The organism is Streptomyces sp. SD31 (assembly GCF_052068475.1).
In the GTDB taxonomy this organism is placed as follows: Bacteria; Actinomycetota; Actinomycetes; order Streptomycetales; family Streptomycetaceae; genus Streptomyces.
Genome location: NZ_JBQHCX010000023.1, coordinates 176,763 through 201,795 on the forward strand (window position 1 = coordinate 176,763; position 25,033 = coordinate 201,795).

Genomic DNA, 25,033 nt, shown 5'->3' on the forward strand with positions numbered 1-25,033 from the left:
AACCCGTACGTGATCGCGCCGTGTTGCCGCCGTCGGCGTCAGTTGTGGCTGTGCAGGACCTCGTTCAGACCGCCCCACACCGCGTTGTTCGGGCGGGCCTCGACGGTGCCGGTGACCGAGTTGCGGCGGAAGAGGATGTTGGAGGCGCCGGACAGCTCGCGGGCCTTGACGATCTGGCCGTCGGGCATGGTGACGCGGGTGCCGGCGGTGACGTAGAGGCCGGCCTCGACGACGCACTCGTCGCCGAGCGCGATGCCGACGCCCGCCTCGGCGCCGATCAGGCAGCGCTCGCCGATGGAGATGATCACGTTGCCGCCGCCGGACAGCGTGCCCATCGTGGAGGCGCCGCCACCGATGTCGGAGCCGTCGCCGACGATGACGCCCGCGGAGATACGGCCCTCGACCATGGAGGTGCCGAGGGTGCCGGCGTTGAAGTTGACGAAGCCCTCGTGCATCACGGTGGTGCCCTCGGCAAGGTGAGCGCCGAGACGGACCCGGTCGGCGTCGGCGATGCGGACGCCCTTCGGGGCCACGTAGTCCGTCATGCGCGGGAACTTGTCGATCGACGTCACCTGGAGGTGCAGCCCCTCGGCGCGGGCGTTCAGCCGGACCTTCTCGACGTCGTCGACGGCGACCGGGCCGAGGGAGGTCCAGGCGACGTTGGCGAGGAAGCCGAACTGGCCCTCCAGGCTCAGGCCGTGCGGCTTGACCAGGCGGTGGGAGAGCAGGTGCAGGCGCAGGTAGACGTCGTGCGCGTCGATCGGCTTCTCGTCGAGCGAGGCAATGACCGTGCGGACCGCGACGACCTCGACGCCCCGGCGCGCATCCGGCCCGATCGCCGCGGTGGCACCGCCACCGAGCAGCTCCGCGGCACGGTCGGCGGCCAGCCGCTCACTGCCGGAGGGGCCGGGCTCGGCTACGAGCTCGGGCGCGGGGAACCAGGTGTCGAGAACAGTGCCGTCAGCAGCGATCGTGGCGAGGCCGGCGGCCACGGCGCCGGTGGTGCGAGGAGCAGTCGTGTCGGTCATGAGGGCAACCTAACGTGGCCCCCACCGCGAGGGCGAACCGGCGGGGGCACGTCTCAAGTGCCGGGCATCACCGCTCCTCGACCGACAGCCACAGCTCGGCACCGGCCGCGCATCTCAGCCCGTCTGGGGGTGCCCATCTGGGGGAGTTCGAGGACGAGGCCCGTTCAGGGCCGAAGCGGCGGTCTGGGGGCCGCAGGGCCCAGGAGGGCGGGGTCGAAGGGGCGGCAGCCCCTGGGGATGGGACGGGTAGGGGCTGCGGGGGCGAGAAACCAAGGGCGTCACCCCCCGCGAGGCGCCGCCCTGCCCGTACCGGTCACGGGATGACCCGGGCCAGCACCTCCCGCGCGTACTCCTCGTCGTAGGTACCACCGGCAAGCAGCACCTGCAGACAGATCCCGTCCACCAGCGCCACCAGCGCCCGCGCGGTGACCGCGTCCGTACGGCGGGACAGCCGGTCGGCGAGGTCCTGTGCCCACTCCGCGGCGACCGGGCGCAGGGCGGGGCGGCGCAGGGCGGCGAGGTAGAGCTCGTACTCCAACTCGACGCCGGTGCGGTCGCCCGCGAGCCACTCCCCCATCAAGGCGGCGAGTTCGGTGGCGAGGTCGGTTTCCGGGTCCTCCAGACCTCCACGGGAGGCGATCACCTTGGCGAAGCCCTCGCCGGCCTGGCGCAGGGCGGCGACCATCAGGTCGTCGAGGGTCTTGAAGTGGTACGTCGTGGAGCCGAGCGGCACGTCCGCCTCGGCGGCGACGGTGCGGTGGCTGAGCCCCGCGATGCCCTTCTCCCCGACGACCCGGATCGCCGCGTCGATGATCCGCCGGCGTCGCTCGGGGTCGTAGCGCCGGGGCATCAGTGCGCGCCTCCCAGGTTCAGCACGACCACACCACCGATGATCAGCGCGATCCCGGCGGCCTTCACGGCGGTCATCCCCTCCCCCATGAAGACGATCCCTATCGTGGCGATGGCCGCGGTGCCGACGCCGGCCCAGATCGCGTACGCCGTGCCCACGGAGACGGTCTTCAGGGTCTGGGCGAGCAACGTGAAGGACACGACGTATCCGAGCGCGGTCACCAGGGACGGCCACAGCCTGCTGAAGCCGTCGCTGTACTTCATGGCGGTCGTGGCGGCCACCTCGGCCGCGATGGCCCCGGCGAGCAACAGGTATCCCATGTGTACGATCGTACACAACGTTGCGTACGGCTGTACACAACGGCTCCCGGCCCGGCCGGCGGGACCGTCGCGGGCGTCGAAGAGATCGATGTGGATACGGCTCGTTCCAAACGGCTGCCCCAACGCCCCTGCGGCCACTACTGTTTCACCGTTCACATACCGGGCCTTCGCAGCCGCGGCTGTCGTCGCGTGACGCCGCTGGAGGATCAGCGCATGCCAGAAAACAAGTCCCGGCCGCCTCAAGAGCAACCTTGGGAGAACGGCTGGGCCCCGGACACCTCCCGGGCACCGGGGACGCGCCGCCTCTGGTTGGCGGGCGGGATGGCGGTGGCGACGATCGTCGCCTGTTTCACGGCGATTGCCGTGACGGACAGGGCGCCTGACGTGGGGGCACGCTCGGCGCCGACCGACGACACCGCGTCCGTCCCCGGCCTGATCTCCTTCGCCACCCCATCGGGGACCCTTCCGCCAAAGGGCAAGAGCGGCCTGTCGACCGCCGAGGAGACGACGAGGGCGCCCGGCCGCCAGGACGCCGGCGCGCCCAAGCCCGAGCCCAAGCCCGAGCCCAAGCCGGAGTCGTCCAAGTCGCCTTCCGGCATGGGCAGTTCAGTTCCCGCTCCGAAGCCCCCGGCCGCCACCTGGCGGTCCGTCCGCTCGGTCAACTACCCCGACCGCTACTGGCACGCGAGCGGCGGCTACGTGAAGCTGGACGCGGTCGGTGGCGCGGAGAGCCGCCAGGACTCCACCTTCAAGCTGGTCAAGGGCCTCGGCGACGCCTCCTGCTACTCCTTCGCCACGGCCGACGGCGCCTACCTCCGCCACCGCAGCTTCGTCCTGCGCTCCGAACGCAACGACGGCTCCGCCCTGTTCAAGCAGGACGCCACCTTCTGCGCCCGCTCAGCGGGGTACTCGGGCGCGGTCATGCTGGAGTCGGTCAACTACCCGGGCCGTTTCCTGCGCCACCAGAACTTCCAGCTGAAGCTGGACCCTTACCAGCACAGCTCCCTCTACCTGACGGACTCCGCGTTCCGGCTGGTGGCGGGGCTGGCCTGAACGACGGAACCTGAGCGACAGAACCCGAGCAACAGAACCCGAGCGACGAGAACGGCGAGGCCCGAGGACCTCGCCGTTCTTCGCACATCGCTTTTCGTGGGTGGTGGGCCTCAGACGTTGAAGCCCAGCGCCCGAAGCTGCTCACGGCCGTCGTCCGTGATCTTGTCCGGGCCCCACGGCGGCATCCACACCCAGTTGATGCGCAGCTCGCTGACGAGACCGTCCGTGGCGGACTTGGCCTGGTCCTCGATGACGTCCGTCAGCGGGCAGGCCGCCGAGGTCAGGGTCATGTCGAGCGTGGCGATGTTCGCCTCGTCGATGTGGATGCCGTAGATCAGGCCGAGGTTGACGACGTCGATACCCAGCTCGGGATCGACGACGTCGTACAGCGCCTCACGGACCTCTTCCTCCGAGGCCGGCTTCATCTCAACGGTCTCGCTCATGCCGTCTTCCTTTCGGCGTCGGCTCCGCCCAGCACCTGGGCCGTCGCGTCCTTCCACGCCATCCAGCTCAGGAGGGCGCACTTGACCCGGGCCGGGTACTTGGAGACACCGGCGAACGCGACCGCGTCCTCCAGCACCTCCTCCATCGCGTCGTCCGGTTCGATCCTGCCCTTGGACTGCATCAGCTCCAGGAAGGTCTCCTGGATCTTCTGCGCGTCGGACAGCTCCTTGCCGACGAGGAGTTCGTTCAGTACGGACGCGCTCGCCTGGCTGATGGAACAGCCCTGGCCCTCGTACGAGACGTCCTCGATCTTCGTGCCGTCGTACTTCACGCGCAGGGTGATCTCGTCACCGCACGTCGGGTTCACGTGGTGCACCTCGGCGTCGCCATCCCTCAGACCACGCCCGTGCGGGTTCTTGTAGTGGTCCAGGATGACTTCCTGGTACATCGAATCCAGCTTCACCGTCTCAGCACGCCCCTCAGCCGAAGAAGTTCCGTACGTGCTCCAGGCCGTCCACCAGAGCGTCGATCTCGGCCGGCGTGGAGTACAGATAGAACGACGCTCGCGTGGTCGCAGGAATTCCGTACCGCAAGCAGACCGGCCGCGCGCAGTGGTGGCCGACCCGGACCGCGATGCCCTGCTCGTCGAGGACCTGGCCCACGTCGTGCGGGTGGATGTCGCCGAGCGTGAAGGAGATCGCGGCGCCGCGGTCCTCGGCCGTGGTCGGGCCGATGATCCTGAGGTCCGGGACCTCCGCCAGCCGCTTCACCGCGTACTCGGTGAGCGCGTGCTCATGGGCGAGGATCTTGTCCATGCCGATCGAGTTGAGGTAGTCGATTGCCGCGCCCAGGCCGATCGCCTGCGAGACCGGGGGTGTGCCCGCCTCGAACTTGTGCGGGGCGGGAGCGTACGTCGACGAGTGCATCGACACCGTCTCGATCATCTCGCCGCCGCCGAGGAACGGGGGCAGGTCCTCCAGCAGCTCCTGGCGCCCCCACAGGACGCCGATGCCGGTCGGGCCGCACATCTTGTGGCCGGTGAAGGCCACGAAGTCGGCCTGGAGCGCCTGCACGTCCAGCGGCATGTGAGGAGCCGCCTGAGAGGCGTCGATGCAGACCAGCGCACCGACCTCCTGCGCACGGCGCACTATCGCCTCGACCGGGTTGAGCGTGCCCAGGATGTTCGACACCAGCACGAAGGAGACGATCTTCGTCTTCTCCGTGATGATCTCGTCGATGTTGGACAGGTCGAGGCGGCCGTCGTCGGTCAGGCCGAACCACTTCAGCTTCGCGCCCGTGCGCTGCGCGAGCAGCTGCCACGGAACGATGTTGGAGTGGTGCTCCATCTCCGTGATGACGATCTCGGTCTCGTGGTCCACCCGGTAGGGCTCGTCGGCCCAGCCGAGCATGTTGGCCACGAGGTTGAGCGACTCGGAGGCGTTCTTGGTGAAGATCACCTCGTCGCGGCTGGGCGCGTTGATGAACTCCGCGACCTTGTCGCGCGCGCCCTCGTACAGCGCCGTGGCCTCCTCGGCGAGGACGTGCACGCCACGGTGGACGTTGGCGTTGTGCTGCTCGTAGTACTCGGAGAGCACGTCGAGCACCTGGCGCGGCGTCTGCGAGGTCGCCGCGTTGTCCAGGTACACGAGCTTCTTGTCGCCGTGGACGACGCGGTCCAGGATCGGGAAGTCCTTGCGGAGCGCCTCGGTGTCGAGGAGGCCCGGCAGCTGTGTCACGCGGATGCGCCACCCTTCGTGTAGGCCTCGTAGCCCTCGTTCTCCAGCTTGTCGGCGAGCTCGGCGCCGCCGGACTCGACGATGCGGCCGCCGGAGAAGACGTGGACGTGGTCGGGCTTGATGTAGCGCAGGATGCGCGTGTAGTGCGTGATCAGCAGGGTGCCGACCTCACCGGTCTCGCGGACCCGGTTCACGCCCTCGGAGACGACGCGCAGGGCGTCGACGTCCAGGCCGGAGTCGGTCTCGTCGAGGACCGCGATCTTCGGCTTGAGCAGCTCCAGCTGAAGGATCTCGTGGCGCTTCTTCTCACCGCCGGAGAAGCCCTCGTTGACATTGCGCTCGGCGAAGGACGGGTCCATGTTGAGGCGCTCCATGGCCTCCTTGACCTCCTTCACCCAGGTGCGCAGCTTGGGGGCCTCGCCGCGGATGGCGGTGGCGGAGGTGCGCAGGAAGTTGGAGACCGAGACGCCGGGCACCTCGACCGGGTACTGCATCGCCAGGAACAGGCCGGCGCGGGCGCGCTCGTCGACGGACATCTCCAGGACGTCCTCGCCGTCGAGGGTGACGGAGCCGCCGGTGATGGTGTACTTCGGGTGACCCGCGAGGGAGTAGGCGAGGGTCGACTTGCCGGAGCCGTTGGGGCCCATGATGGCGTGCGTCTCGCCCTGCTTCACGGTGAGGTCGACGCCCTTGAGGATCTCCTTCGTGGCGTTGTCGGCCTCGACGGTGACGTGCAGGTCTCGGATTTCAAGCGTTGCCATGGGTGCCTCAGGACTCCTGGGTGAGGGAGACGAGAACGTCGTCCCCTTCGATCTTTACGGGGTATACGGGGACGGGGCGCGTCGCGGGGAGGCCGGACGGCTTGCCGGTTCTGAGGTCGAACGCGGAGCCGTGCAGCCAGCACTCGATCTGGCAGTCCTCCACCTCGCCCTCGGAGAGCGAGACGTTCGCGTGGGAGCAGATGTCGTAAATGGCGAACACCTCCCCCTCGGTCTGCACGACCGAGACCGGCGTGCCGTCGAGTTCCACCCGCTTCGGGGTGTCCTCCTCCAGCTCGCTCAGGCCGCAGGCGCGTACGAAGGCAGTCATCAGACCGACGCCTCCAGCTCCTCGTCGATCTTCACGAGGAGGCGCTCCTCGATGTCGTCGACACCGATCTGCTGGACCAGCTCGGCGAAGAAGCCACGGACCACCAGGCGACGGGCCTCGTCGGCGGGGATGCCGCGGGCCATCAGGTAGAAGAGCTGCTCGTCGTCGAAGCGGCCGGTCGCGGAGGCGTGGCCGGCGCCGACGATCTCGCCGGTCTCGATCTCGAGGTTCGGCACGGAGTCGACGCGGGCGCCGTCGGTCAGAACCAGGTTGCGGTTCATCTCGTACGTGTCCGTGCCCTCGGCCTTGGCCTCGATGAGGACGTCGCCGATCCACACCGCGTGGGCGTTGTCGCCCTGCAGCGCGCCCTTGTAGACGACGTTGGACTTGCAGTGCGGGACGTTGTGGTCGACCAGGAGGCGGTGCTCCTGGTGCTGGCCGGCGTCCGTGAAGTACAGACCGAGCAGCTCGGCCTCGCCGCCGGGGCCGGCGTAGGTGACGCGCGGGTGGAGGCGTACGACGTCGCCGCCGAAGGTCACCACGACCGACTTGAAGCTCGCGTCCCGGCCGATGAGGGCGTTGTGCTGGGCCACGTGCACGGCCTTGTCGTCCCAGTCCTGGACGGAGACGACGGTCAGCTTGGCGCCGTCGCCCAGGAGGTAGTCGACGTTGGCGGCGAGCACCGCGTCGCCGGTGTGGTCGATGACGACGACGGCCTCGGCGAAGGCACCCAGCTCGATGACCTGGTGGCCGAAGGCGACCCCGCCCTCACCGTGCACGGCGATGCGGATCGGCTCGGTGAGCACCGTCTCCTTGGGGACAGTGACCACGCCGGCCTTCTCGAACGCCGAGTACGCCTGGGCGGCGACGCGGTCCACCGGGGTGCCCGCCTTGCCGATCCGGGCGTCGTCTCGGCCGACGGTCTCGACGGTGACGCCCTCGGGGGCCTGGACGTCCACCTTCACGCCGGTGCCGTTGGCGACGGCGGTGCCGTCGTGCAGCCCGCGCAGGCGCTCCAGCGGGGTGAACCGCCACTCCTCCTCGCGGCCGTGCGGGACCGGGAAGTCCGCCACGTCGAAGGAGGGGGGCGCGCTCATGCGCGTGGCGACGGTCGACTCGGCGGCCACCGCGATCTGGCCCGCGGTGGTGGACCCCACGGGGATGTTCTGAGCCTCAGCCATGGCTGTCGGTCTGCTCTCTTTCCTACGTCAGATTTCGCTAGCTGCTTACAGAGGGACCGGTCTTAACCGACCGCACCTTCCATCTGCAGCTCGATCAGCCGGTTGAGCTCGAGGGCGTACTCCATGGGCAGCTCCTTCGCGATGGGCTCGACGAAGCCGCGCACGATCATCGCCATCGCCTCGAACTCGCTCAGACCGCGGCTCATCAGGTAGAAGAGCTGGTCCTCGGAGACCTTGGAGACGGTGGCCTCGTGGCCCATGGACACGTCGTCCTCGCGGACGTCCACGTAGGGGTACGTGTCGGAGCGGGAGATGGTGTCGACGAGCAGCGCGTCGCACAGCACGTTCGACTTGGAGCCGTGGGCGCCCTCGCCGATCTCCACCAGACCACGGTAGGAGGTACGGCCGCCACCGCGGGCGACCGACTTCGAGACGATGTTGGAGGAGGTGTTCGGCGCCATGTGGACCATCTTGGAGCCGGCGTCCTGGTGCTGGCCCTCGCCCGCGAAGGCGATGGACAGGGTCTCGCCCTTGGCGTGCTCGCCCATCAGGTAGACGGCCGGGTACTTCATCGTCACCTTGGAGCCGATGTTGCCGTCGATCCACTCCATGGTCGCGCCCTCGTAGGCGACGGCGCGCTTGGTGACCAGGTTGTAGACGTTGTTCGACCAGTTCTGGATGGTCGTGTAGCGGCAGCGGGCGTTCTTCTTGACGATGATCTCGACGACCGCGCTGTGCAGCGAGTCCGACTTGTAGATCGGGGCCGTACAACCCTCGACGTAGTGCACGTAGGCACCCTCGTCGACGATGATCAGGGTCCGCTCGAACTGGCCCATGTTCTCCGTGTTGATGCGGAAGTAGGCCTGGAGCGGGATCTCCACGTGGACGCCCGGCGGGACGTAGATGAAGGAGCCACCCGACCACACGGCGGTGTTCAGGGAGGCGAACTTGTTGTCACCGACCGGGATGACGGTCCCGAAGTACTCCTTGAAGAGCTCCGGGTGCTCCTTCAGGGCCGTGTCGGTGTCGAGGAAGATGACGCCCTGCTCCTCCAGGTCCTCGCGGATCTGGTGGTAGACGACCTCGGACTCGTACTGGGCCGCGACACCGGCGACGAGGCGCTGCTTCTCCGCCTCGGGGATGCCGAGCTTGTCGTACGTGTTCTTGATGTCCTCGGGCAGGTCCTCCCAGGACTCCGCCTGCTTCTCCGTGGAACGTACGAAGTACTTGATGTTGTCGAAGTCGATACCGGAAAGGTCCGAGCCCCAGTTGGGCATGGGCTTCTTGTCGAAAAGACGCAGGCCCTTGAGACGGAGCTTGGTCATCCACTCCGGCTCGGACTTCTTCGCGGAGATGTCCTTGACGACATCCTCGCTGAGACCGCGCTTCGCAGAGGCGCCGGCTTCGTCGGAGTCGGCCCAGCCGTATTCGTACTTGCCCAGGCCCTCGAGCTCAGGGTGGGCAGTCTCCGTGGGGAGAGTCATGCGGGGTTCCTCCCGGCCGTGCTTGCAGATGCGTTGTGGCTATGGACTTGCGTGTGGGAAATCTTTGGGATGAACGTCGTGCAGACGCCGTCGCCGTGCGCGATGGTTGCCAGCCGCTGGACGTGCGTCCCGAGCAACTCGGCGAAGATCTCCGTCTCCGCCTCGCACAGCTGCGGGAACTGCTCCGCCACATGGGCGACCGGGCAGTGGTGCTGGCACAGCTGCTCGCCTTTTTGCGGGAGGGGTGCGCTGCGCGCCGTAGCAGCGTACCCGTCGGCGCTCAGGGCCTTGGCCAGGGCTTCGGTGCGCTCGTCCGGGCTGACGGCCTCGATCGCCTTGCGGTACGCGCTCGCCTGGGCGGCGATCCGGGCCCGGGCGAAGGCGGCGACCGCCTCGCTCCCGCCCTCACGCTCGGCGATCCACTTCAGGGCGTCCGCGGCGAGCTTGTCGTACGACTGGTCGAAGGCGTCGCGGCCGCAGTCGGTGAGCGCGAAGACCTTGGCGGGGCGGCCACGCGTGCGCGTGCCGTACACCCGCTGTTCCCGGGCCTCCACGACATCGTCCGCGACCAGCGCGTCCAGATGCCTGCGTACGGCGGCCTGGGTCAGTCCCAGCCGGCCGGCCAGCTCGGCGACGGTCGACGGCCCGTGGTCCAGGATGGACCGCGCGACCCGGTTGCGCGTCGAGCGCTCTCCGGTCGCGAGTTCCTCCTGAGGGGCCCCCGTGGGGGTCTCCCGAGACTCGCCGACGTTTTTCACAACGCCATTGTTGCGTAATTCCTCAAAGCCAGGCAAGCCGCGTCCGGGCCCCTAGACGGTGCCCTGCGTCACTTAGGCATACCTAATCTGACCTGCGGAAACGATCATTGATCGATCAATTCGGTGGCGCCGCCGGGCTCCCTCCGGGACACTGCCGAACCATGGCGACACCCCCTCCGACCGGCCCTCTTGTCACCCGCGACACCCTCGCCGCACAACTGCGCGAGCTAGGCGTCCAAAGCGGTGACACGCTTCTCGTGCACTCCTCGCTCAGCTCCCTCGGCTGGGTCTGCGGAGGACCCGTCGCGGTCGTCCAGGGACTGCTCGACGCGCTCGGCCCGGACGGCACCCTGGTGGTCCCCACCCAGTCCGGCGACCTCTCGGACCCGGCGGTGTGGGGCAATCCGCCGGTGCCCGAGGAGTGGTGGGACACGATCCGGGCGACGATGCCCCCCTACGACCCCCGGGTGACGCGCGCGCTCGGGGTCGGCGTCGTCCCGGAGACCGTACGGACCTGGCCGGGAGCCCTGCGCAGTGCGCATCCGCAGACGTCCTTCGCCGCCGTCGGCCCGCGTGCCGCGGAGATCGTCGAGGGACATGCCCTCGACTGCCGGCTGGGCGAGCGCAGCCCGCTGGCACGGCTGGAGGCGCTCCACGCGCGCGTGCTGCTGCTCGGCGCCGGTTACGACGCGTGCACCTGCTTCCATCTGGCCGAGTACCGCATTCCGTCGCCGCTGGTGAAGGTGGGGCGGCCGGGGCCCGCGGGCTGGGAGGTGGTGACCGAGCTGTCGATCACCTCGGACCGCTTCGACGAGCTGGGCCATGACTTCGAGCGCGACCGTCCCGTCGTCCGCGGACAGGTGGGCGCGGCCGACGTACGGCTGTTTCCGCTGGCGGACGCGGTGGCGTACGCGCAGCGGTGGCTGGAGATACACCGGCCCCGCGCCGAGGAGATCCGAACCGGTCCGGGTGGGCAGATGTGAACCCGGCCGTTCGGGTTACCGGCCACGTACCTAGACTCTGGAGCCATGCGAACTGAGCCCGTGGTCCAGGTCCAGGACCTGGTGAAGCGGTACGGCGGCAAAACCGCGGTGGACGGTCTCGACCTGGTGGCCCGGGCCGGTGTCACCGCCGTCCTCGGACCCAACGGCGCGGGCAAGACGACGACGGTCGAGACCTGCGAGGGGTACCGGAAGCCGGACTCCGGCACGGTGCGCGTCCTGGGCCTCGACCCGGTGAGACAGTCCGGCGAGCTGCGGCCCCGTATCGGCGTGATGCTGCAGTCCGGCGGCGTGTACTCGGGCGCGCGGGCGGACGAGATGCTGCGGCATGTGGCGAAGCTGCACGCGCACCCGCTGGACGTCGACGCCCTCATCGAGCGGCTCGGGCTCGGCAGCTGCGGCCGGACCACGTACCGCCGCCTGTCCGGCGGTCAGCAGCAGCGGCTGGCGCTCGCCATGGCCGTCGTCGGCCGCCCGGAGCTGGTCTTCCTGGACGAACCGACCGCGGGGCTCGACCCGCAGGCCCGCCGCGCCACCTGGGACCTGGTCCGGGATCTGCGCGCCGACGGCGTCTCCGTGATCCTCACGACCCACTACATGGACGAGGCCGAGCAGCTCGCCGACGACGTCGCGATCATCGACGCCGGCCGGGTCGTCGCCCAGGGCTCCCCGGAGGAACTGTGCCGGGGCGGCGCCGAGAACACCCTCCGCTTCACCGGCCGCCCCGGCCTGGACGTGGGTTCCCTGCTGAAGGCCCTGCCCGCCGACTGCACGGCCGCGGAGCTGACGCCGGGCTCGTACCGGGTCGTCGGCAAGGTCGACCCGCAGCTGCTCGCGACGGTGACGTCGTGGTGTGCGCAGCACGGGGTGATGCCGGAGAAGATCTCCGTGGAACGGCACACCCTCGAAGACGTCTTCCTGGAGCTGACCGGCAAGGAGCTGCGTTCGTGACCACCGTCGGTACGGGTGCGTACACCCCGAAGCCGGGGGCGGCGCCCCTCCCCCGCATGATCGCGGCCCAGGCGGCGCTCGAGACGAAGATGCTGCTGCGCAACGGCGAGCAGCTGCTCCTGACCGTGGTGATCCCCACCCTGCTGCTGGTCCTGTTCAGCTCGGTGGACATCGTCGACACCGGCGCGGGCGAGGCCGTCGACTTCCTGACCCCCGGCATCCTCGCGCTCGCCGTGATGTCCACGGCGTTCACGGGGCAGGCGATCGCCACGGGCTTCGAGCGCCGGTACGGCGTGCTGAAGCGGCTGGCCTCCTCGCCGCTGCCCCGCTGGGCCCTGATGACGGCGAAGACGGCGGCGGTGCTGGTCACGGAGGTCCTGCAGATCCTCCTGCTGACGGTGATCGCCTTCGCCCTCGGCTGGTCGCCGCACGGCAACCCGGCAGCCGTCGTCCTCCTGCTGGTGCTGGGGACGGCCGCCTTCTCGGGTCTGGGCCTGCTGATGGCCGGCACGCTGAAGGCCGAGGCCACCCTGGCCGCCGCCAACCTGGTCTTCCTGCTGCTGCTCGTCGGCGGCGGTGTCATCGTGCCGCTGGACAAGTTCCCGTCCGGCGCGCAGGACGTCCTCGGCCTGCTGCCGATCTCGGCCCTGTCGGACGGGCTGCGCGACGTGCTCCAGCACGGGGCCGCAATGCCCTGGGGCGACCTGGGGATTCTGGCCGTGTGGGCGGTCGTGGGGCTGGGAGCCGCGGGGAAGTTCTTCCGCTGGGAGTGACCTGGGAGGACGTGGCAGCGGCACGTTTCTGCGTTCCACCCTGGACGCCGCCGAGCACCGGCGCTGGGCGGACGCGGCGGTGCTGCTGGTCGCCTCGGCCTTCCCCGCGGATCCCAGGGATCCGGCGCACTGGCCGGAGTGCGGCCGTCTGCTGCCCCATGTGCTGTCCGTGGTACGACACGGAGGGGCGCGCGCCGCGCCCCCGCCCGGCCGACCTGGCCACAGCGCACAAGCACCTGGCGATCATCGCCCTCGAACAGGACGATCCGGCGAGCGCCCGGGAGCATCTGGAGCGCGCCCGTGCCCTGCTGCTGCCCGCGTACGACGAGGACCACCCCGATATCGGCGACGTCGACAACCACCTCGGCGAGGCGCTGCGCCGGCTCGGCCTCACGGAAGAAGCGCGTACGGCCCTGCTGCACGCCCTGCGGATCCGCGGCCGGCACGGCGACCACCCCGACGCGGTCGGGACGCTGATCCGGCTGGGCCGACTGCACCGCGACACGGGCGAGCTGGAGCAGTCGTACGAGCGCTTGACACAGGCCCGGCGGATGGCTGCCGCCGTCATGGGTCCCGACCATCCCTACGTGGCCGACGCGGAGCGGGATCTGGCCGAGACGCTGATCGTCGACGGCCGCACGGCGGAGGCGATCGACACGCTGACGGAGGCACTGCGCCGGTACGAGGGCGCGTACGGCGCCGGGCACTCCCTCAGTGCCGGGGTCCGGGCCCGGCTGGGGCAGATGGACCCCGGTTCCCGCGACCCCTCGTCGGCCTGACAGGGGTACAGGAGGCCGCCCAGGGACCTTCCCGGGACCCTCGTGAAAGCGTGCACAAGCGGCCGCCTACGATAGGGCGCGTGCCAAACGTGACCCGAGCCGACGCCGTAGCGGCCGTGCGCAACCCGCTCGCCTTCATCGCCACACGCTGGACCCCGACCCCGAGAACGGTCCAGCGGGCGGCTCTCGCCGCGCTCGTGATGTCGGTGCTCATCGTGGTCACCGGCGGTGCGGTGCGGCTCACCGGGTCCGGGCTCGGCTGCCCGACCTGGCCCAAGTGCACCGACGACTCCCTCACCGCCACCAGCGAGATGGGATTCCACGGTGCCATCGAGTTCGGCAACCGCATGCTGACGTACGTGCTGTGCGCGGCCGTCGGCTGGGCGATCATCGCCGCGCGCTCCGAGAAGCCGTACCGGCGCGGCCTGACCCGGCTGGGCTGGGCGCAGTTCTGGATCGTGATGAGCAACGCGGTGCTCGGCGGCATCGTCGTGCTGGTCGGCCTCAACCCGTACACGGTCGCGGCCCACTTCGTGGCGACGTCCGCCCTCATCGCGGTCGCCACGGTGATGTGGCAGCGCACCCGGGAGGGCGACTCGGAGCCGCGTCCCCTGGTCGGCAAGGCCGTGCACCAGCTGGTGTGGGTCCTGGTCGGCGCCACCGTGCTGCTGATCCTGGTCGGCACGGTGGTGACCGGTGCGGGCCCGCACGCGGGCGACTCCAGCGAGGTCGAGCGGATGCCGGTGAACTGGGAGAACGTCACCAAGCTGCATGCCGTACTGGCCTGGATCGTGGTCACGCTGACGTTCGCCCTGTGGTTCGTCCTCAAGGCGGTCGACGCCCCGAAGGGCCCCCTGAACCGCACCCGCGACCTCTTCGTGGTCCTCCTCGCCCAAGGCGTCATCGGCTACGTCCAGTACTTCACGGACCTCCCGGAGATCCTGGTCGGCCTGCACATGTTCGGCTCGGCCGTGACGTGGATCGCCGTACTGCGCGTCCTGCTGGCCCTGCGGGAACGGCCCGAGGCGGAACTGCCCGACCTGCCCGTTCAGTCGTACGAGGCCACGAGCGCGTCGATCGCCGGTCCCAGGTAGTCCCGGGTCAGCCCGGCCCTGCGCGCCGCCCACCCCTCGGCCGGCGGCGGGGCGTCGTCGCCGTAGCGGCGCCTGCGGATGTCCTCGACCACCGCTACGGGCGCCCCGAGCCCGGGCAGCAGATCCAGCGCCTCCCTCTTGGTGATCAGGCGGCCGTCGCGCAGGGTGACGCTTGCCCGGGCGAAGGTGACCAGCCCCAGGTCGATCCAGACGTCCCGCGTCCACAGCGCGACGTTGTCGACGGCCGGCCGCCAGAAGTCCCGCTGGTCGCGTACGACGAAGTCGCCGAGCTCCCGGTCCGAGACCGGCGGCAGCAGGCGGGCGGGCGCCTGTCCGTGCAGCACTCGTCCGAAGGCGTGCAGCTCACGCCGGGTCACCGGGGTCACCGACCGTTTGAACAGCTGCTCGTGCGCCCAGGTGAGATGGCGTCGGTCGGGGTCGTCCGCCGTGTCCGGCGTGAGGTACGTGCAGTGCAGCCGTGCGGCGAGCGGCTCGGCCCGCAGCCGGGCGTGGAGCTTCGCCAGCCGCCAGACGGTGCGGGGCGTGAGCGGGCCGTCCAGTACGGCGATCAGGTCCAGGTCGCTACGACCCTCCTGGTAGTCGCCGCCGGCGAGCGAGCCGTGCGCCCAGACGGCGAGCGGGGCGAGCGGCCCCAGCTCCGTGAGAAAGCGGTCGAGTAAGGCATCCGTCGGCATGCGCCCAGTCTGTACGGCTCATTCCAGCCCGTACACCCGGCGAGCGTTCCCCGCCGCCACCATCCCCGCCACCCGTTGCGCGTCCGTCAGCGACCACGCCCCCTCGGCCACCCAGCCGCCGAGCACCCGGCCGAGGGCCTCGCGGAAGAGACGGGCGCCCACCACATGCAGTTCGGGCAGGGCCTGCGCCCCGCTGGAGAAGAGGATCTTGCCGAAGGGGGCCAGTTCCAGGATCTCGGCGAGGATCGTGGCCGCGCGGGCGCCCGTGCGGATGAGGGCGGCGCCCGAGTCGGCGTAGACGTGCGGGAAGACGCCTGCCAGGTGGGCCGCGTGGCGGTGGTACGGGTAGCCGTGCAGCAGGATCAGGTCGGTGCCGAGGCCGGCCGTCGCACGGACGAAGTCCGTCAGCAGGACCGGGTCGGTACGGTCGATGCGCAGGCCCGGCTCCCCCAGCCCCGCGTGCAGCTGGAGCGGCAGTCCGGACGCCACCGCGATCCACAGCAGATGCCGCAGCAGCACCGGGTCGCTCAGCTCGCCGCCGACCGTGCGCGCCGCCAGCCAGCGCCCCGCCGCGCCCCGCACCTCCCCCGGCCCCGGCGGCTCCGGCGCGAGGGCCAGGCCGTGCCGTACGCCCGCCACGGAGGTGAAGGCCACCGCGTTCCCCGCGGCGCCGTGCACCGACTCGGCGAGGTTGGCCAGGAAGGACTCGACGGTGCCCGAGGTGTCGGCGACCTGTTCGGCGAGGAGTTCGAGGCGCACGATCTCATGGACCTCGGCGGACGCGGCCGACGCCATCTCCGGCGGCCCGGTGAGGTCGCCGGGCAGACCCGTGTCGATCAGATACGTCGTGATGCCGCTGCCGCGCAGCAGCCGCCGGCCCGCCTCCAGTACGCCGAGTTCACGACGCCTGGCCAGATAGCGGGCGGGCGGGCAGTGCGGTTCCAGGCCGAGCAGCGGGGGGCACCAGCGGCGTACGGCGAAACCGGTCTGCGTGTCGAAGAGCGTGGTGCCGGGAGCCGGTGGGCCTTCGGTGCGGGCCAGCTGGGCCTCGAAGGTACCGAGGCCCAGTTCCGTGCGCAGTACGCCATGGCAGTACTGGTCCACGAGGGACGGCGTTTCGATCATCCGGGCTCCCCGTTGTGCTGGACCGTGTGCTCCTCACAGGTCCTAACGGGTGAACCGGGCAACAGGTGTTGGTGTCACACACCCCATGCGAAACGCCGACGGGTCTCAGCCGTTGCTGGGCCCACCGACCTGGATGCCCGCCATACGGCTCCACTCGTACGGGCCGGTCTTCACCTTCGCCGCGAACTCGCCGTCGAAGGACTCGTGGGCCGTGACGCCGGACTTCTCCACCGCTTTCTCGGCGATCTCGTACGACGGTGCCACCAGGTCGCCCCAGCCGCCGTCCTCACCGACGAGCACGATGCGGGCGCCGCGCTGTCCGATGTACGCGACCTGGGCCTCGGCGCCGCCGTGGGACTTCGCGAAGGTGCTGATCTGCTTGGCCAGCTTGGCCACCTTGTCTGCCATGACCAGGATGCTACTCACGGGTAGATCAGCTGGCGAGAGCAGGGCACTGTGACATACGTCAGCGCAGGAACGGGTCCACGGCCACCGCCACGAACAGCAGCGACACATAGGTGATGGACCAGTGGAACAGGCGCATCTCCTTCAGCTTCCCGCCCGTCACCTCTGCCTTCGCGCGGTTCTGCAGCGCGTGCGCCTCCCACAGCCACCAGCCGCCCGCGGCCAGCGCGACCGCGGTGTAGAACCAGCCCGTGTAGCCGAGCGGCGTCAACAGCAGCGACACCGCGACCATCACCCAGCTGTAGATGACGATCTGCTTGGCGACGACCTTGTTGGAGGCGATGACCGGGAGCATCGGCACGCCCACGCGCGCGTAGTCCTCTTTCACCTTCATGGACAGCGGCCAGTAGTGCGGTGGCGTCCAGAAGAAGATCACCATGAAGAGGATGAGCGGCGCCCAGGTGAGGGAGTTCGTGACGGCCGTCCAGCCGATCAGTACCGGCATGCAGCCCGCGATGCCGCCCCACACGATGTTCTGCGCGGTCCGGCGCTTGAGGATCATCGTGTAGACGACGACGTAGAAGAGGAGTGCGCCGAGGGAGAGCCAGGCGCTCAGCCAGTTGACGGTGAGGCCGAACAGCAGCGTCGAGACGACCGCCAGCGTGATGCCGAAGGCCAGGCATTCGCGCGGGCTGACCATCCCGGTGACCAGGGGGCGCTGCGAGGTGCGGTCCATGAGCGCGTCGATGTCACGGTCGATGTACATGTTCAGCGCGTTGGCACCGCCGGCCGACAGGTAGCCGCCGATGCAGGTGAGGAGCACCAGACCGAGGTCGGGCACGCCCTGCTCGGCGAGGAACATCACCGGCACCGTGGTGATCAGCAGCAGCTCGATGATCCGCGGCTTGGTAAGCGCCACGAACGCCTTGACCCGGGCCCCGATCGGCCGCCGGCTCGGGCTCTGGCTCGTCCCGATAATCCCCGCTGGACGGGATTCAACGGCCGTCACGCACACCCCTGACAGAGACATCCCAGCGAGCCTCCCCGTGTGAAGTCCCGGTAAAGGCTCGCGCGTACCACGCCACTGTAGACGTTGCCCAGACCCGGACATTCGCGGGGGTCGGGTCGTGTTGAGCAGGGCCCTCGGAAGAGTCCCCCACGGCTCTGTTGAGCACTCGGACGAGCGGCTGCGTATTCAGTTGCCGAATGCGATCCAGCCCAGCGGGGAGGCGGATCCCCGCGAGTCCCGGCAGTCTGGAATGACTCGAAAAGACGCACGTACTTACGGGGGTAGGCTCGACCACGGCCGGGGCGCCCCGTGCACCGGCATTCGACATGCGTGACATGTGGAGAGGAGCCCTGACCCAGGGTGAGCACCAAGCCGACCACCACAGACCTCGAGTGGACCGAGTTGGACCAGCGGGCCGTCGACACCGCCCGCGTCCTGGCCGCCGATGCCGTACAGAAGGTCGGCAACGGCCATCCGGGTACGGCGATGAGCCTGGCGCCTGCCGCCTACACCCTCTTCCAGAAGGTGATGCGGCACGACCCGGCCGACCCGGAGTGGGTCGCGCGCGACCGCTTCGTGCTGTCCGCGGGCCACTCGTCCCTGACCCTGTACACCCAGCTGTACCTGGCAGGCTTCGGCCTGGAGCTGGACGACCTGAAGGCGTTCCGGACGTGGGGTTCGAAGACCCCCGGTCACCCGGAGTACGGCCACACCAAGGGCGTCGAGACGACGACCGGCCCGCTCGGCCAGGGTGTCGCCAACGCCGTCGGCATGGCCATGGCCGCCCGCTACGAGCGCGGTCTGTTCGACCCGGAGGCCCCCGAGGGCACCTCCCCCTTCGACCACTTCGTCTATGTCATCGCCGGTGACGGCTGCCTTCAGGAGGGCATCTCCGCCGAGGCGTCCTCGCTGGCCGGCCACCAGAAGCTCGGCAACCTCGTCCTGCTGTGGGACGACAACCACATCTCGATCGAGGGTGACACCGAGACGGCCGTCTCCGAGGACACCGTCAAGCGGTACGAGTCGTACGGCTGGCATGTGCAGCGGATCGCCCCGAAGCCGGACGGCGACCTCGACCCGCACGCCATCTACAACGCGATCGAGGAAGCGAAGAAGGTGACGGACAAGCCGTCCTTCATCGCGATGCGCTCGATCATCGCCTGGCCCGCCCCGAACGCGCAGAACACCGAGGCCGCCCACGGCTCGGCGCTCGGCGACGACGAGGTGGCGGCCACCAAGCGCGTCCTCGGCTTCGACCCGGAGCAGTCCTTCGAGGTCTCCGAGGAGGTCATCGCCCACACCCGCCAGGCCCTCGACCGCGGCCGCCAGGCGAAGGCGGAGTGGGAGAAGCAGCTCCAGGAGTGGCGCAACAGCAACCCGGAGCGCGCCGCCGAGTTCGACCGTGTCAGCAAGGGCGAGCTGCCCACGGGCTGGGAGGAGAAGGTCCCGGTCTTCGAGCCCGGCAAGGGCGTCGCGACGCGTGCCGCGTCCGGCAAGGTCCTCCAGGCGCTGGGTGCCGTCATCCCCGAGCTCTGGGGTGGCTCGGCCGACCTGGCCGGCTCCAACAACACGACGATCGACAAGGACAGTTCGTTCCTGCCGGCGGACAACCCGCTCCCGGAGGCGAACCCGTACGGCCGCACGATCCACTTCGGCATCCGCGAGCACTCCATGGCCGCGGAGATGAACGGCATCGCGCTGCACGGCAACACCCGCATCTACGGCGGCACCTTCCTCGTCTTCTCCGACTACATGCGCAACGCCGTGCGTCTGTCGGCACTGATGCACCTGCCGGTGACGTACGTGTGGACGCACGACTCCATCGGTCTGGGCGAGGACGGCCCGACCCACCAGCCCATCGAGCACCTCGCCTCGCTGCGCGCCATCCCGGGCCTCAACGTCGTACGCCCGGCCGACGCCAACGAGACCGCGATCGCCTGGCGCGAGATCCTCAAGCGCTACACGAAGGTCTTCGGCAAGGGCGCCCCGCACGGCCTGGCGCTGACCCGTCAGGGCGTGCCGACCTACGAGCCCAACGAGGATGCCGCCAAGGGCGGTTACGTCCTCTTCGAGGCGTCGAACGGGGCTCCCGAGGTCGTCCTCATCGCCACCGGTTCCGAGGTGCACGTGGCCGTCGAGGCCCGTGAGCAGCTGGAGGCCGACGGTGTGCCGACCCGGGTCGTGTCCATGCCGTCCGTGGAGTGGTTCGAGGAGCAGGACCAGGGGTACCGGGACAGCGTTCTGCCGCCGTCGGTGAAGGCGCGGGTCGCGGTCGAGGCCGGGATCGGCCTGACCTGGCAGAAGTACGTCGGGGACGCCGGCCGCATCGTTTCCCTGGAGCACTTCGGTGCTTCCGCCGACGGCAAGGTCCTCTTCCGCGAGTTCGGCTTCACTGCCGAGAACGTGGCCGCGAAGGCCCGGGAATCCCTCGCCGCTGTCCAGCGCTGACGCTCATATACGACACGTAGGAGATGTAATTCCATGACAGACGCACTCAAGCGCCTCTCCGAGGAAGGCGTCGCGATCTGGCTGGACGACCTGTCGCGCAAGCGGATCACGTCCGGCAACCTCGCCGAGCTGATCGACCAGCAGCACGTCGTGGGCGTCACCACCAACCCGACGATCTTCCAGAAGGCGATCTCTTCCGGGGACGGTTACGAGCAGCAGCTCTCGGACCTCGCCGCCCGCAAGGTCACCGTCGAAGAGGCCGTTCGCATGATCACGACGGCGGACGTCCGGGACGCCGCCGACATCCTGCGCCCGGTCTTCGACGCCACCGGCGGCCAGGACGGCCGGGTGTCGATCGAGGTCGACCCGCGTCTGGCGCACCACACCAAGGCGACGGTCGCCGAGGCCAAGCAGCTGGCCTGGCTGGTCGACCGGCCCAACACCCTCATCAAGATCCCGGCGACCAAGGCGGGCCTGCCGGCCATCACCGAGGTGATCGGCAACGGCATCAGCGTCAACGTCACGCTGATCTTCTCCCTGGAGCGCTACCGCGAGGTCATGGACGCGTACCTCGCCGGCCTGGAGAAGGCCAAGGCCAAGGGCCTGGACCTGTCGCTGATCCACTCCGTGGCGTCCTTCTTCGTGTCCCGCGTGGACACCGAGATCGACAAGCGGCTCGACGCGCTGGGCACCGACGAGGCCAAGGCCGCGCGCGGCAAGGCCGCCGTCGCCAACGCGCGCCTGGCCTACCAGGCGTACGAGGAGGTCTTCTCCACGGACCGCTGGAGCGCGCTGGAGAACGCGGGCGCCAACAAGCAGCGTCCGCTGTGGGCCTCCACCGGCGTCAAGGACCCGGCCTACAAGGCGACCCTGTACGTCGACGACCTGGTCGCGCCGAACACGGTCAACACCATGCCGGAGGCCACTCTCCAGGCCACCGAGGAGAGCGGTTCGATCACCGGCAACACCGTCGCCGGGACCTACGCGCAGGCCCGCGCGGACCTGGACGCCGTCGAGAAGCTCGGGATCTCGTACGACGACGTGGTCCAGGTGCTGGAGGACGAGGGCGTCGACAAGTTCGAGGCGTCCTGGAACGACCTGCTGAAGTCGACCGAGGCCGAGCTCGAGCGCCTCGCCCCCTCGGAGGGCTGATCCCTTGCCACCCTTCACCGTCACGGAAGCGAACCCGCTTCGTGACGCCGCCGACCGACGGCTCCCGCGCATCGCGGGGCCGTCGGGCCTGGTGATCTTCGGCGTTACGGGCGATTTGTCACGTAAAAAGCTGATGCCCGCCGTGTACGACCTCGCCAACCGGGGTCTGCTGCCGCCGGGCTTCTCGCTGGTCGGCTTCGCCCGCCGCGAGTGGGCCCACGAGGACTTCGCGCAGGAGGTCCACGACGCGGTCAAGGAACACGCCCGCACCCCCTTCCGCGAGGAGGTCTGGCAGCAGCTCATCCAGGGCATGCGCTTCGTCCAGGGCACCTTCGACGACGACGACGCCTTCGAGCGGCTGCGCGGCACCATCGAGGAACTGGACAAGGCACAGGGCACGGGCGGCAACTTCGCCTTCTACCTCTCGGTGCCGCCACGGTCCTTCCCGGTGGTCATCCAGCAGCTGAAGAAGCACGGCCTGGCCGACCAGACGGGCGGCTCCTGGCGCCGCGCGGTCATCGAGAAGCCGTTCGGGCACGACCTGAAGTCCGCCGAGGAGCTCAACAAGGTCGTCCACGAGGTCTTCGCCCCTGACCAGGTCTTCCGCATCGACCACTACCTGGGCAAGGAGACCGTCCAGAACATCCTGGCGCTGCGCTTCGCCAACACGATGTTCGAGCCGATCTGGAACCGGTCCTTCGTGGACCACGTGCAGATCACCATGGCCGAGGACATCGGCATCGGCGGCCGGGCGGGTTATTACGACGGGATCGGCGCGGCGCGCGACGTCATCCAGAACCACCTCCTCCAGCTCATGGCGCTGACCGCGATGGAGGAGCCCGCCTCCTTCGACGCGGACGCGCTGGCGGCGGAGAAGACCAAGGTGCTGGGTGCCGTACGGCTGCCGAAGGACCTGGGCCGGGACACCGTGTTCGGGCAGTACGCGGCCGGCTGGCAGGGCGGCGAGAAGGCGGTCGGGTACCTCCAGGAGGAGGGCATCGACGCCAAGTCGAAGACCGACACGTACGCCGCGATCAAGCTGGGGGTCGACAACCGCCGTTGGGCGGGCGTCCCCTTCTACCTGCGCACCGGCAAGCGCCTCGGCCGCCGGGTCACGGAGATCGCGGTGGTCTTCCAGCGCGCCCCGCACTCCCCCTTCGACACGACGGCCACCGAGGAGCTGGGCCAGAACGCGATCGTCATCCGCGTCCAGCCCGACGAGGGCGTCACGGTCCGCTTCGGCTCGAAGGTGCCGGGCACCTCGATGGAGATCCGGGACGTGTCGATGGACTTCGCCTACGGCGAGTCCTTCACGGAGTCCTCGCCCGAGGCGTACGAGCGGCTGATCCTCGACGTCCTGCTCGGCGACGCGAACCTCTTCCCGCGCACCGAGGAGGTCGAGCTGTCCTGGAAGATCCTCGACCCGATCGAGGAGTACTGGGACACACACGGCAGGCCCGCCCAGTACCCGGCCGGTACCTGGGGCCCCGTCGAGGCGGACGAAATGCTCGAGCGAGACGGACGGAGCTGGCGCCGCCCATGAAGATAGACCTGACCGACACCACGGCCAGCAAGATCAACAAGGCGCTGGTGCAGGGCCGCCGAGCCATCGGCACGCCGGCCGTCGGCATGGTGCTCACGCTGGTCATCGTCACCGACGAGGAGAACGCGTACGACGCCCTGAAGGCCGCCAACGACGCCTCGCACGAGCACCCCTCGCGCACGCTGGTGGTCATCAAGCGTGTCTCGCGTTCGCCCCGCGACCGCACGCAGTCCCGGCTGGACGCCGAGGTGCGGGTGGGCGCGGACGCGGGCAGCGGCGAGACGGTGGTCCTGCGGCTGTACGGCGAGGTGTCCGACCACGCGCAGTCCGTCGTCCTTCCGCTGCTCCTGCCGGACGCCCCGGTGGTGGTCTGGTGGCCGGTGAACGCACCGCTCGACCCGGCGAACGACCCGCTGGGCTCGCTGGCCCAGCGCCGGGTGACCGACACGTACGCCTCGGAACAGCCGGTACGGGAGCTGTCGTCCCGCGCCGAGACCTACACGCCGGGCGACACGGATCTCTCCTGGACCCGCATCACGCCGTGGCGGTCGATGCTGGCGGCGGCTCTGGACCAGGTGGTCTGCGAGGTGAAGGCGGTCGAGGTGGAGGGCGAGGAGTTCAACCCGAGCTGTGAGCTGCTGGCGATGTGGCTCGCGGACCGGCTGGACGTGCCCGTGAAGCGGTCGCTGTCGTCGGGCCCCGGTCTGACGGCGGTCCGGATGGACACCGACTGCGGCCCGATAACGCTGGACCGGGCGGACGGTTCCCTGGCGACCCTCTCCATCCAGGGCCAGCCGGACCGTGCGGTGGCGCTGAAGCGGCGGGAGACGGCCGAGCTGATCGCGGAGGAGCTGCGGCGGCTCGACCCGGACGACACGTACGCGTCGGCGCTGCGGTTCGGGGTGGAGCGGCTGAGCTCCGCGCCGGCTTCGGTGGTGGCGCACTCGGCGGTTCGGGGCGCGGAGGGCGCCGAGGCCGCGGTGGCCAAGGCGGTGCAGGCCGTGGCGCCGGCGGATGCCGCTGTGGCCAGGGCGGAGGTGTCGCCTGCCAAAGGGGAATCTCCAGCCAAAGGAGAAGCGGCCGAGTCTCCCCGCGAAGCCGATGCGCAGGAAGCGGCGGCGCAGGAACCGATGAAGAAGGCGGCGGCGAACTCGTGAGCACTCCCCAGCTGGTCGTGCACCACGACAAGGAGCTGATGGCGCAGGCCGCCGCGGCCCGGCTGATCACGAAGATCGTGGACGCCCAGGCCTCCCGGGGCTCGGCGTCCGTGGTCCTCACCGGCGGCCGCAACGGCAACGGCCTGCTGGCCGCCCTCGCCGCCGCCCCCGCCCGGGACGCCATCGATTGGGCCCGGCTGGACCTCTGGTGGGGCGACGAACGTTTCCTCCCCGAGGGTGACCCGGAGCGCAACGTCACGCAGGCGCGCGAAGCCCTGCTGGACGCGGTGCCCCTGGATCCGAAGCGCGTGCACGCCATGCCCGCGTCGGACGGGCCGTTCGGCACGGATGTGGAAGCGGCGGCCGCCTCGTACGCGGAGGAGCTGGCGCGGGCGGCGGGTCCCGAGAACCACGGTGCGGTTCCCACCTTCGACGTCCTGATGCTGGGCGTGGGCCCCGACACGCACGTGGCGTCCCTCTTCCCGGAACTGCCCGCGGTCCGGGAGACGGACCGTACGGTCGTCGGCGTCCACGGCGCTCCCAAGCCGCCGCCGACCCGGGTGACCCTCACGCTGCCGGCGATTCGGGCGGCCCGTGAGGTGTGGCTGCTGGCTGCGGGTGAGGACAAGGCCCAGGCCGCGGCGATCGCCCTCTCGGGCGCGGGCGAGATCCAGGCGCCGGCGGCGGGGGCGTACGGCCGTTCGAGGACCCTGTGGCTGCTGGACGCGGCGGCGGCGTCGCAGCTGCCGCGGTCGCTGTATCCGCCTGCGTCTGCGTAAGGGGAACGGCGGGGAGGATTTCGCCCCCGCCGCCCCCACCCGTCCCATCCCAGGGGCTCTGCCCCTGGGCCCCCCGCTCCTCAAACGCCGGACGGGCTGACGTACTCAGCCCGTCCGGCGTTTGAGGACGAGGCCCGTTCAGGGCCGAAGCGGGGGTCTGGGGGCGGCAGCCCCCAGGG

At 69.9% G+C, this 25,033-nt stretch carries 26 protein-coding genes; 11 read left to right on the forward strand and 15 right to left on the reverse strand.

The features are described from left to right. Positions 1–38: 38 nt before the first annotated feature. From dapD to ACTMVF_RS38455, 3 genes are all read right to left on the reverse strand, one after another. Positions 39–1,028, reverse strand: coding sequence for a 2,3,4,5-tetrahydropyridine-2,6-dicarboxylate N-succinyltransferase (gene dapD / locus ACTMVF_RS38445; protein WP_441275725.1), 990 nt, complete (start codon positions 1,026–1,028; stop codon positions 39–41). Positions 1,029–1,341: 313 nt separating this feature from the next. Next, the gene (locus tag ACTMVF_RS38450) at positions 1,342–1,878 is read right to left on the reverse strand and encodes a TetR/AcrR family transcriptional regulator (protein WP_441275726.1); all 537 of its coding nucleotides are present in this window, start codon (positions 1,876–1,878) and stop codon (positions 1,342–1,344) included. Then, positions 1,878–2,198: a DMT family transporter gene (locus tag ACTMVF_RS38455; RefSeq protein WP_441275727.1), complete on the reverse strand. Its 321-nt coding sequence runs from the start codon at positions 2,196–2,198 to the stop codon at positions 1,878–1,880. Before ACTMVF_RS38455 ends, ACTMVF_RS38450 begins: the two co-directional genes overlap by 1 nt. Positions 2,199–2,411: 213 nt before the next feature. Here ACTMVF_RS38455 and ACTMVF_RS38460 point away from each other — a divergent pair, with 213 nt between their 5' ends. Beyond that, positions 2,412–3,251 (forward strand): AbfB domain-containing protein, encoded by an 840-nt coding sequence (locus ACTMVF_RS38460; RefSeq protein WP_441275728.1) that lies wholly within the window; start codon positions 2,412–2,414, stop codon positions 3,249–3,251. A gap of 110 nt (positions 3,252–3,361) precedes the next feature. Here the strand turns inward: ACTMVF_RS38460 and ACTMVF_RS38465 are convergent, their stop codons facing one another. The 8 genes from ACTMVF_RS38465 to ACTMVF_RS38500 all read right to left on the reverse strand — a co-directional run bounded on the left by ACTMVF_RS38465 (position 3,362) and on the right by ACTMVF_RS38500 (position 9,943). Continuing rightward, on the reverse strand, positions 3,362–3,694 hold the full coding sequence (locus tag ACTMVF_RS38465; RefSeq protein ID WP_053670670.1) for a metal-sulfur cluster assembly factor: 333 nt from the start codon (positions 3,692–3,694) through the stop codon (positions 3,362–3,364). Further along, positions 3,691–4,158, reverse strand: a complete 468-nt coding sequence (sufU, locus tag ACTMVF_RS38470) for a Fe-S cluster assembly sulfur transfer protein SufU (RefSeq protein ID WP_302001576.1) — start codon at positions 4,156–4,158, stop codon at positions 3,691–3,693. The genes ACTMVF_RS38465 and sufU overlap by 4 nt, the downstream gene beginning before the upstream one ends. A gap of 16 nt (positions 4,159–4,174) precedes the next feature. Next, a complete protein-coding gene (locus ACTMVF_RS38475; RefSeq protein WP_302001575.1) occupies positions 4,175–5,431 on the reverse strand; it encodes a cysteine desulfurase in 1,257 nt (418 codons plus the stop codon). Next, positions 5,428–6,192 carry a Fe-S cluster assembly ATPase SufC gene (sufC, locus tag ACTMVF_RS38480; protein ID WP_441275729.1) on the reverse strand — a complete coding sequence of 255 codons (765 nt, stop codon included), beginning with the start codon at positions 6,190–6,192 and terminating at the stop codon, positions 5,428–5,430. Before sufC ends, ACTMVF_RS38475 begins: the two co-directional genes overlap by 4 nt. 7 nt (positions 6,193–6,199) lie before the next feature. After that, positions 6,200–6,520: a non-heme iron oxygenase ferredoxin subunit gene (locus ACTMVF_RS38485; protein WP_441275730.1), complete on the reverse strand. Its 321-nt coding sequence runs from the start codon at positions 6,518–6,520 to the stop codon at positions 6,200–6,202. Next, entirely contained in the window at positions 6,520–7,701 is a 1,182-nt protein-coding gene (sufD, locus tag ACTMVF_RS38490) for a Fe-S cluster assembly protein SufD (RefSeq protein WP_441275731.1), read from the reverse strand. The genes ACTMVF_RS38485 and sufD overlap by 1 nt, the downstream gene beginning before the upstream one ends. 62 nt (positions 7,702–7,763) lie before the next feature. After that, the gene (gene sufB / locus ACTMVF_RS38495) at positions 7,764–9,185 is read right to left on the reverse strand and encodes a Fe-S cluster assembly protein SufB (protein ID WP_441275732.1); all 1,422 of its coding nucleotides are present in this window, start codon (positions 9,183–9,185) and stop codon (positions 7,764–7,766) included. Beyond that, the gene (locus ACTMVF_RS38500) at positions 9,182–9,943 is read right to left on the reverse strand and encodes a helix-turn-helix transcriptional regulator (RefSeq protein WP_441275733.1); all 762 of its coding nucleotides are present in this window, start codon (positions 9,941–9,943) and stop codon (positions 9,182–9,184) included. The genes sufB and ACTMVF_RS38500 overlap by 4 nt, the downstream gene beginning before the upstream one ends. Before the next feature lie 161 nt (positions 9,944–10,104). On the opposite strand from ACTMVF_RS38500, the gene ACTMVF_RS38505 reads away from it, so the two are divergent. The 5 genes from ACTMVF_RS38505 to ACTMVF_RS38525 all read left to right on the forward strand — a co-directional run bounded on the left by ACTMVF_RS38505 (position 10,105) and on the right by ACTMVF_RS38525 (position 14,541). Next, positions 10,105–10,926: an aminoglycoside N(3)-acetyltransferase gene (locus ACTMVF_RS38505; protein ID WP_441275734.1), complete on the forward strand. Its 822-nt coding sequence runs from the start codon at positions 10,105–10,107 to the stop codon at positions 10,924–10,926. A gap of 45 nt (positions 10,927–10,971) precedes the next feature. Beyond that, the gene (locus ACTMVF_RS38510) at positions 10,972–11,895 is read left to right on the forward strand and encodes an ABC transporter ATP-binding protein (RefSeq protein WP_441275735.1); all 924 of its coding nucleotides are present in this window, start codon (positions 10,972–10,974) and stop codon (positions 11,893–11,895) included. Between the two features lie 56 nt (positions 11,896–11,951). Beyond that, positions 11,952–12,668 (forward strand): ABC transporter permease, encoded by a 717-nt coding sequence (locus ACTMVF_RS38515; protein ID WP_441275751.1) that lies wholly within the window; start codon positions 11,952–11,954, stop codon positions 12,666–12,668. Positions 12,669–12,826: 158 nt separating this feature from the next. Beyond that, complete coding sequence (locus ACTMVF_RS38520) at positions 12,827–13,447, forward strand: tetratricopeptide repeat protein (RefSeq protein ID WP_441275736.1); 621 nt, start codon at positions 12,827–12,829, stop codon at positions 13,445–13,447. Between the two features lie 80 nt (positions 13,448–13,527). After that, a complete protein-coding gene (locus tag ACTMVF_RS38525) occupies positions 13,528–14,541 on the forward strand; it encodes a COX15/CtaA family protein (RefSeq protein WP_441275737.1) in 1,014 nt (337 codons plus the stop codon). On the opposite strand, the gene ACTMVF_RS38530 is transcribed toward ACTMVF_RS38525, so the two are convergent. The 4 genes from ACTMVF_RS38530 to ACTMVF_RS38545 all read right to left on the reverse strand — a co-directional run bounded on the left by ACTMVF_RS38530 (position 14,496) and on the right by ACTMVF_RS38545 (position 17,796). Continuing rightward, the gene (locus tag ACTMVF_RS38530) at positions 14,496–15,236 is read right to left on the reverse strand and encodes a nucleotidyltransferase domain-containing protein (RefSeq protein WP_441275738.1); all 741 of its coding nucleotides are present in this window, start codon (positions 15,234–15,236) and stop codon (positions 14,496–14,498) included. The two genes, ACTMVF_RS38525 and ACTMVF_RS38530, sit on opposite strands and share 46 nt — an antisense overlap. Before the next feature lie 18 nt (positions 15,237–15,254). Then, positions 15,255–16,361, reverse strand: a complete 1,107-nt coding sequence (locus ACTMVF_RS38535; protein WP_441275739.1) for an amidohydrolase family protein — start codon at positions 16,359–16,361, stop codon at positions 15,255–15,257. Positions 16,362–16,466: 105 nt separating this feature from the next. Continuing rightward, positions 16,467–16,769 (reverse strand): hypothetical protein, encoded by a 303-nt coding sequence (locus tag ACTMVF_RS38540; protein ID WP_062710248.1) that lies wholly within the window; start codon positions 16,767–16,769, stop codon positions 16,467–16,469. A 58-nt stretch (positions 16,770–16,827) separates the two neighbouring features. Continuing rightward, positions 16,828–17,796: a heme o synthase gene (locus ACTMVF_RS38545; RefSeq protein ID WP_441275740.1), complete on the reverse strand. Its 969-nt coding sequence runs from the start codon at positions 17,794–17,796 to the stop codon at positions 16,828–16,830. Between the two features lie 339 nt (positions 17,797–18,135). Between ACTMVF_RS38545 and tkt the strand changes: the two genes are divergently transcribed. The 5 genes from tkt to pgl are packed head-to-tail and all read left to right on the forward strand — an operon-like array spanning position 18,136 to position 24,854. Then, positions 18,136–20,223, forward strand: coding sequence for a transketolase (gene tkt, locus ACTMVF_RS38550; protein WP_441275741.1), 2,088 nt, complete (start codon positions 18,136–18,138; stop codon positions 20,221–20,223). A gap of 33 nt (positions 20,224–20,256) precedes the next feature. Further along, positions 20,257–21,375 (forward strand): transaldolase, encoded by a 1,119-nt coding sequence (gene tal, locus ACTMVF_RS38555; RefSeq protein ID WP_441275742.1) that lies wholly within the window; start codon positions 20,257–20,259, stop codon positions 21,373–21,375. Between the two features lie 4 nt (positions 21,376–21,379). Next, positions 21,380–22,918, forward strand: a complete 1,539-nt coding sequence (gene zwf / locus ACTMVF_RS38560) for a glucose-6-phosphate dehydrogenase (protein ID WP_441275743.1) — start codon at positions 21,380–21,382, stop codon at positions 22,916–22,918. Next, positions 22,915–24,075, forward strand: coding sequence for a glucose-6-phosphate dehydrogenase assembly protein OpcA (gene opcA / locus ACTMVF_RS38565; protein ID WP_441275744.1), 1,161 nt, complete (start codon positions 22,915–22,917; stop codon positions 24,073–24,075). Before zwf ends, opcA begins: the two co-directional genes overlap by 4 nt. Next, complete coding sequence (gene pgl / locus ACTMVF_RS38570) at positions 24,072–24,854, forward strand: 6-phosphogluconolactonase (protein WP_441275745.1); 783 nt, start codon at positions 24,072–24,074, stop codon at positions 24,852–24,854. The genes opcA and pgl overlap by 4 nt, the downstream gene beginning before the upstream one ends. Positions 24,855–25,033 lie beyond the last annotated feature (179 nt).

Excerpts from the sequence above, each read along its gene's own strand:
- dapD (WP_441275725.1), bottom strand. The coding sequence starts at position 1,028 with ATGACCGACACGACTGCTCCTCGCACCACCGGCGCCGTGGCCGCCGGC.
- ACTMVF_RS38450 (WP_441275726.1), bottom strand. The coding sequence starts at position 1,878 with ATGCCCCGGCGCTACGACCCCGAGCGACGCCGGCGGATCATCGACGCG.
- ACTMVF_RS38455 (WP_441275727.1), bottom strand. The coding sequence starts at position 2,198 with ATGGGATACCTGTTGCTCGCCGGGGCCATCGCGGCCGAGGTGGCCGCC.
- ACTMVF_RS38460 (WP_441275728.1), top strand. The coding sequence starts at position 2,412 with ATGCCAGAAAACAAGTCCCGGCCGCCTCAAGAGCAACCTTGGGAGAAC.
- ACTMVF_RS38465 (WP_053670670.1), bottom strand. The coding sequence starts at position 3,694 with ATGAGCGAGACCGTTGAGATGAAGCCGGCCTCGGAGGAAGAGGTCCGT.
- sufC (WP_441275729.1), bottom strand. The coding sequence starts at position 6,192 with ATGGCAACGCTTGAAATCCGAGACCTGCACGTCACCGTCGAGGCCGAC.
- ACTMVF_RS38485 (WP_441275730.1), bottom strand. The coding sequence starts at position 6,520 with ATGACTGCCTTCGTACGCGCCTGCGGCCTGAGCGAGCTGGAGGAGGAC.
- sufD (WP_441275731.1), bottom strand. The coding sequence starts at position 7,701 with ATGGCTGAGGCTCAGAACATCCCCGTGGGGTCCACCACCGCGGGCCAG.
- sufB (WP_441275732.1), bottom strand. The coding sequence starts at position 9,185 with ATGACTCTCCCCACGGAGACTGCCCACCCTGAGCTCGAGGGCCTGGGC.
- ACTMVF_RS38505 (WP_441275734.1), top strand. The coding sequence starts at position 10,105 with ATGGCGACACCCCCTCCGACCGGCCCTCTTGTCACCCGCGACACCCTC.
- ACTMVF_RS38510 (WP_441275735.1), top strand. The coding sequence starts at position 10,972 with ATGCGAACTGAGCCCGTGGTCCAGGTCCAGGACCTGGTGAAGCGGTAC.
- ACTMVF_RS38515 (WP_441275751.1), top strand. The coding sequence starts at position 11,952 with ATGATCGCGGCCCAGGCGGCGCTCGAGACGAAGATGCTGCTGCGCAAC.
- ACTMVF_RS38520 (WP_441275736.1), top strand. The coding sequence starts at position 12,827 with ATGTGCTGTCCGTGGTACGACACGGAGGGGCGCGCGCCGCGCCCCCGC.
- ACTMVF_RS38530 (WP_441275738.1), bottom strand. The coding sequence starts at position 15,236 with ATGCCGACGGATGCCTTACTCGACCGCTTTCTCACGGAGCTGGGGCCG.
- ACTMVF_RS38535 (WP_441275739.1), bottom strand. The coding sequence starts at position 16,361 with ATGATCGAAACGCCGTCCCTCGTGGACCAGTACTGCCATGGCGTACTG.
- ACTMVF_RS38540 (WP_062710248.1), bottom strand. The coding sequence starts at position 16,769 with ATGGCAGACAAGGTGGCCAAGCTGGCCAAGCAGATCAGCACCTTCGCG.
- ACTMVF_RS38545 (WP_441275740.1), bottom strand. The coding sequence starts at position 17,796 with ATGTCTCTGTCAGGGGTGTGCGTGACGGCCGTTGAATCCCGTCCAGCG.
- tal (WP_441275742.1), top strand. The coding sequence starts at position 20,257 with ATGACAGACGCACTCAAGCGCCTCTCCGAGGAAGGCGTCGCGATCTGG.
- opcA (WP_441275744.1), top strand. The coding sequence starts at position 22,915 with ATGAAGATAGACCTGACCGACACCACGGCCAGCAAGATCAACAAGGCG.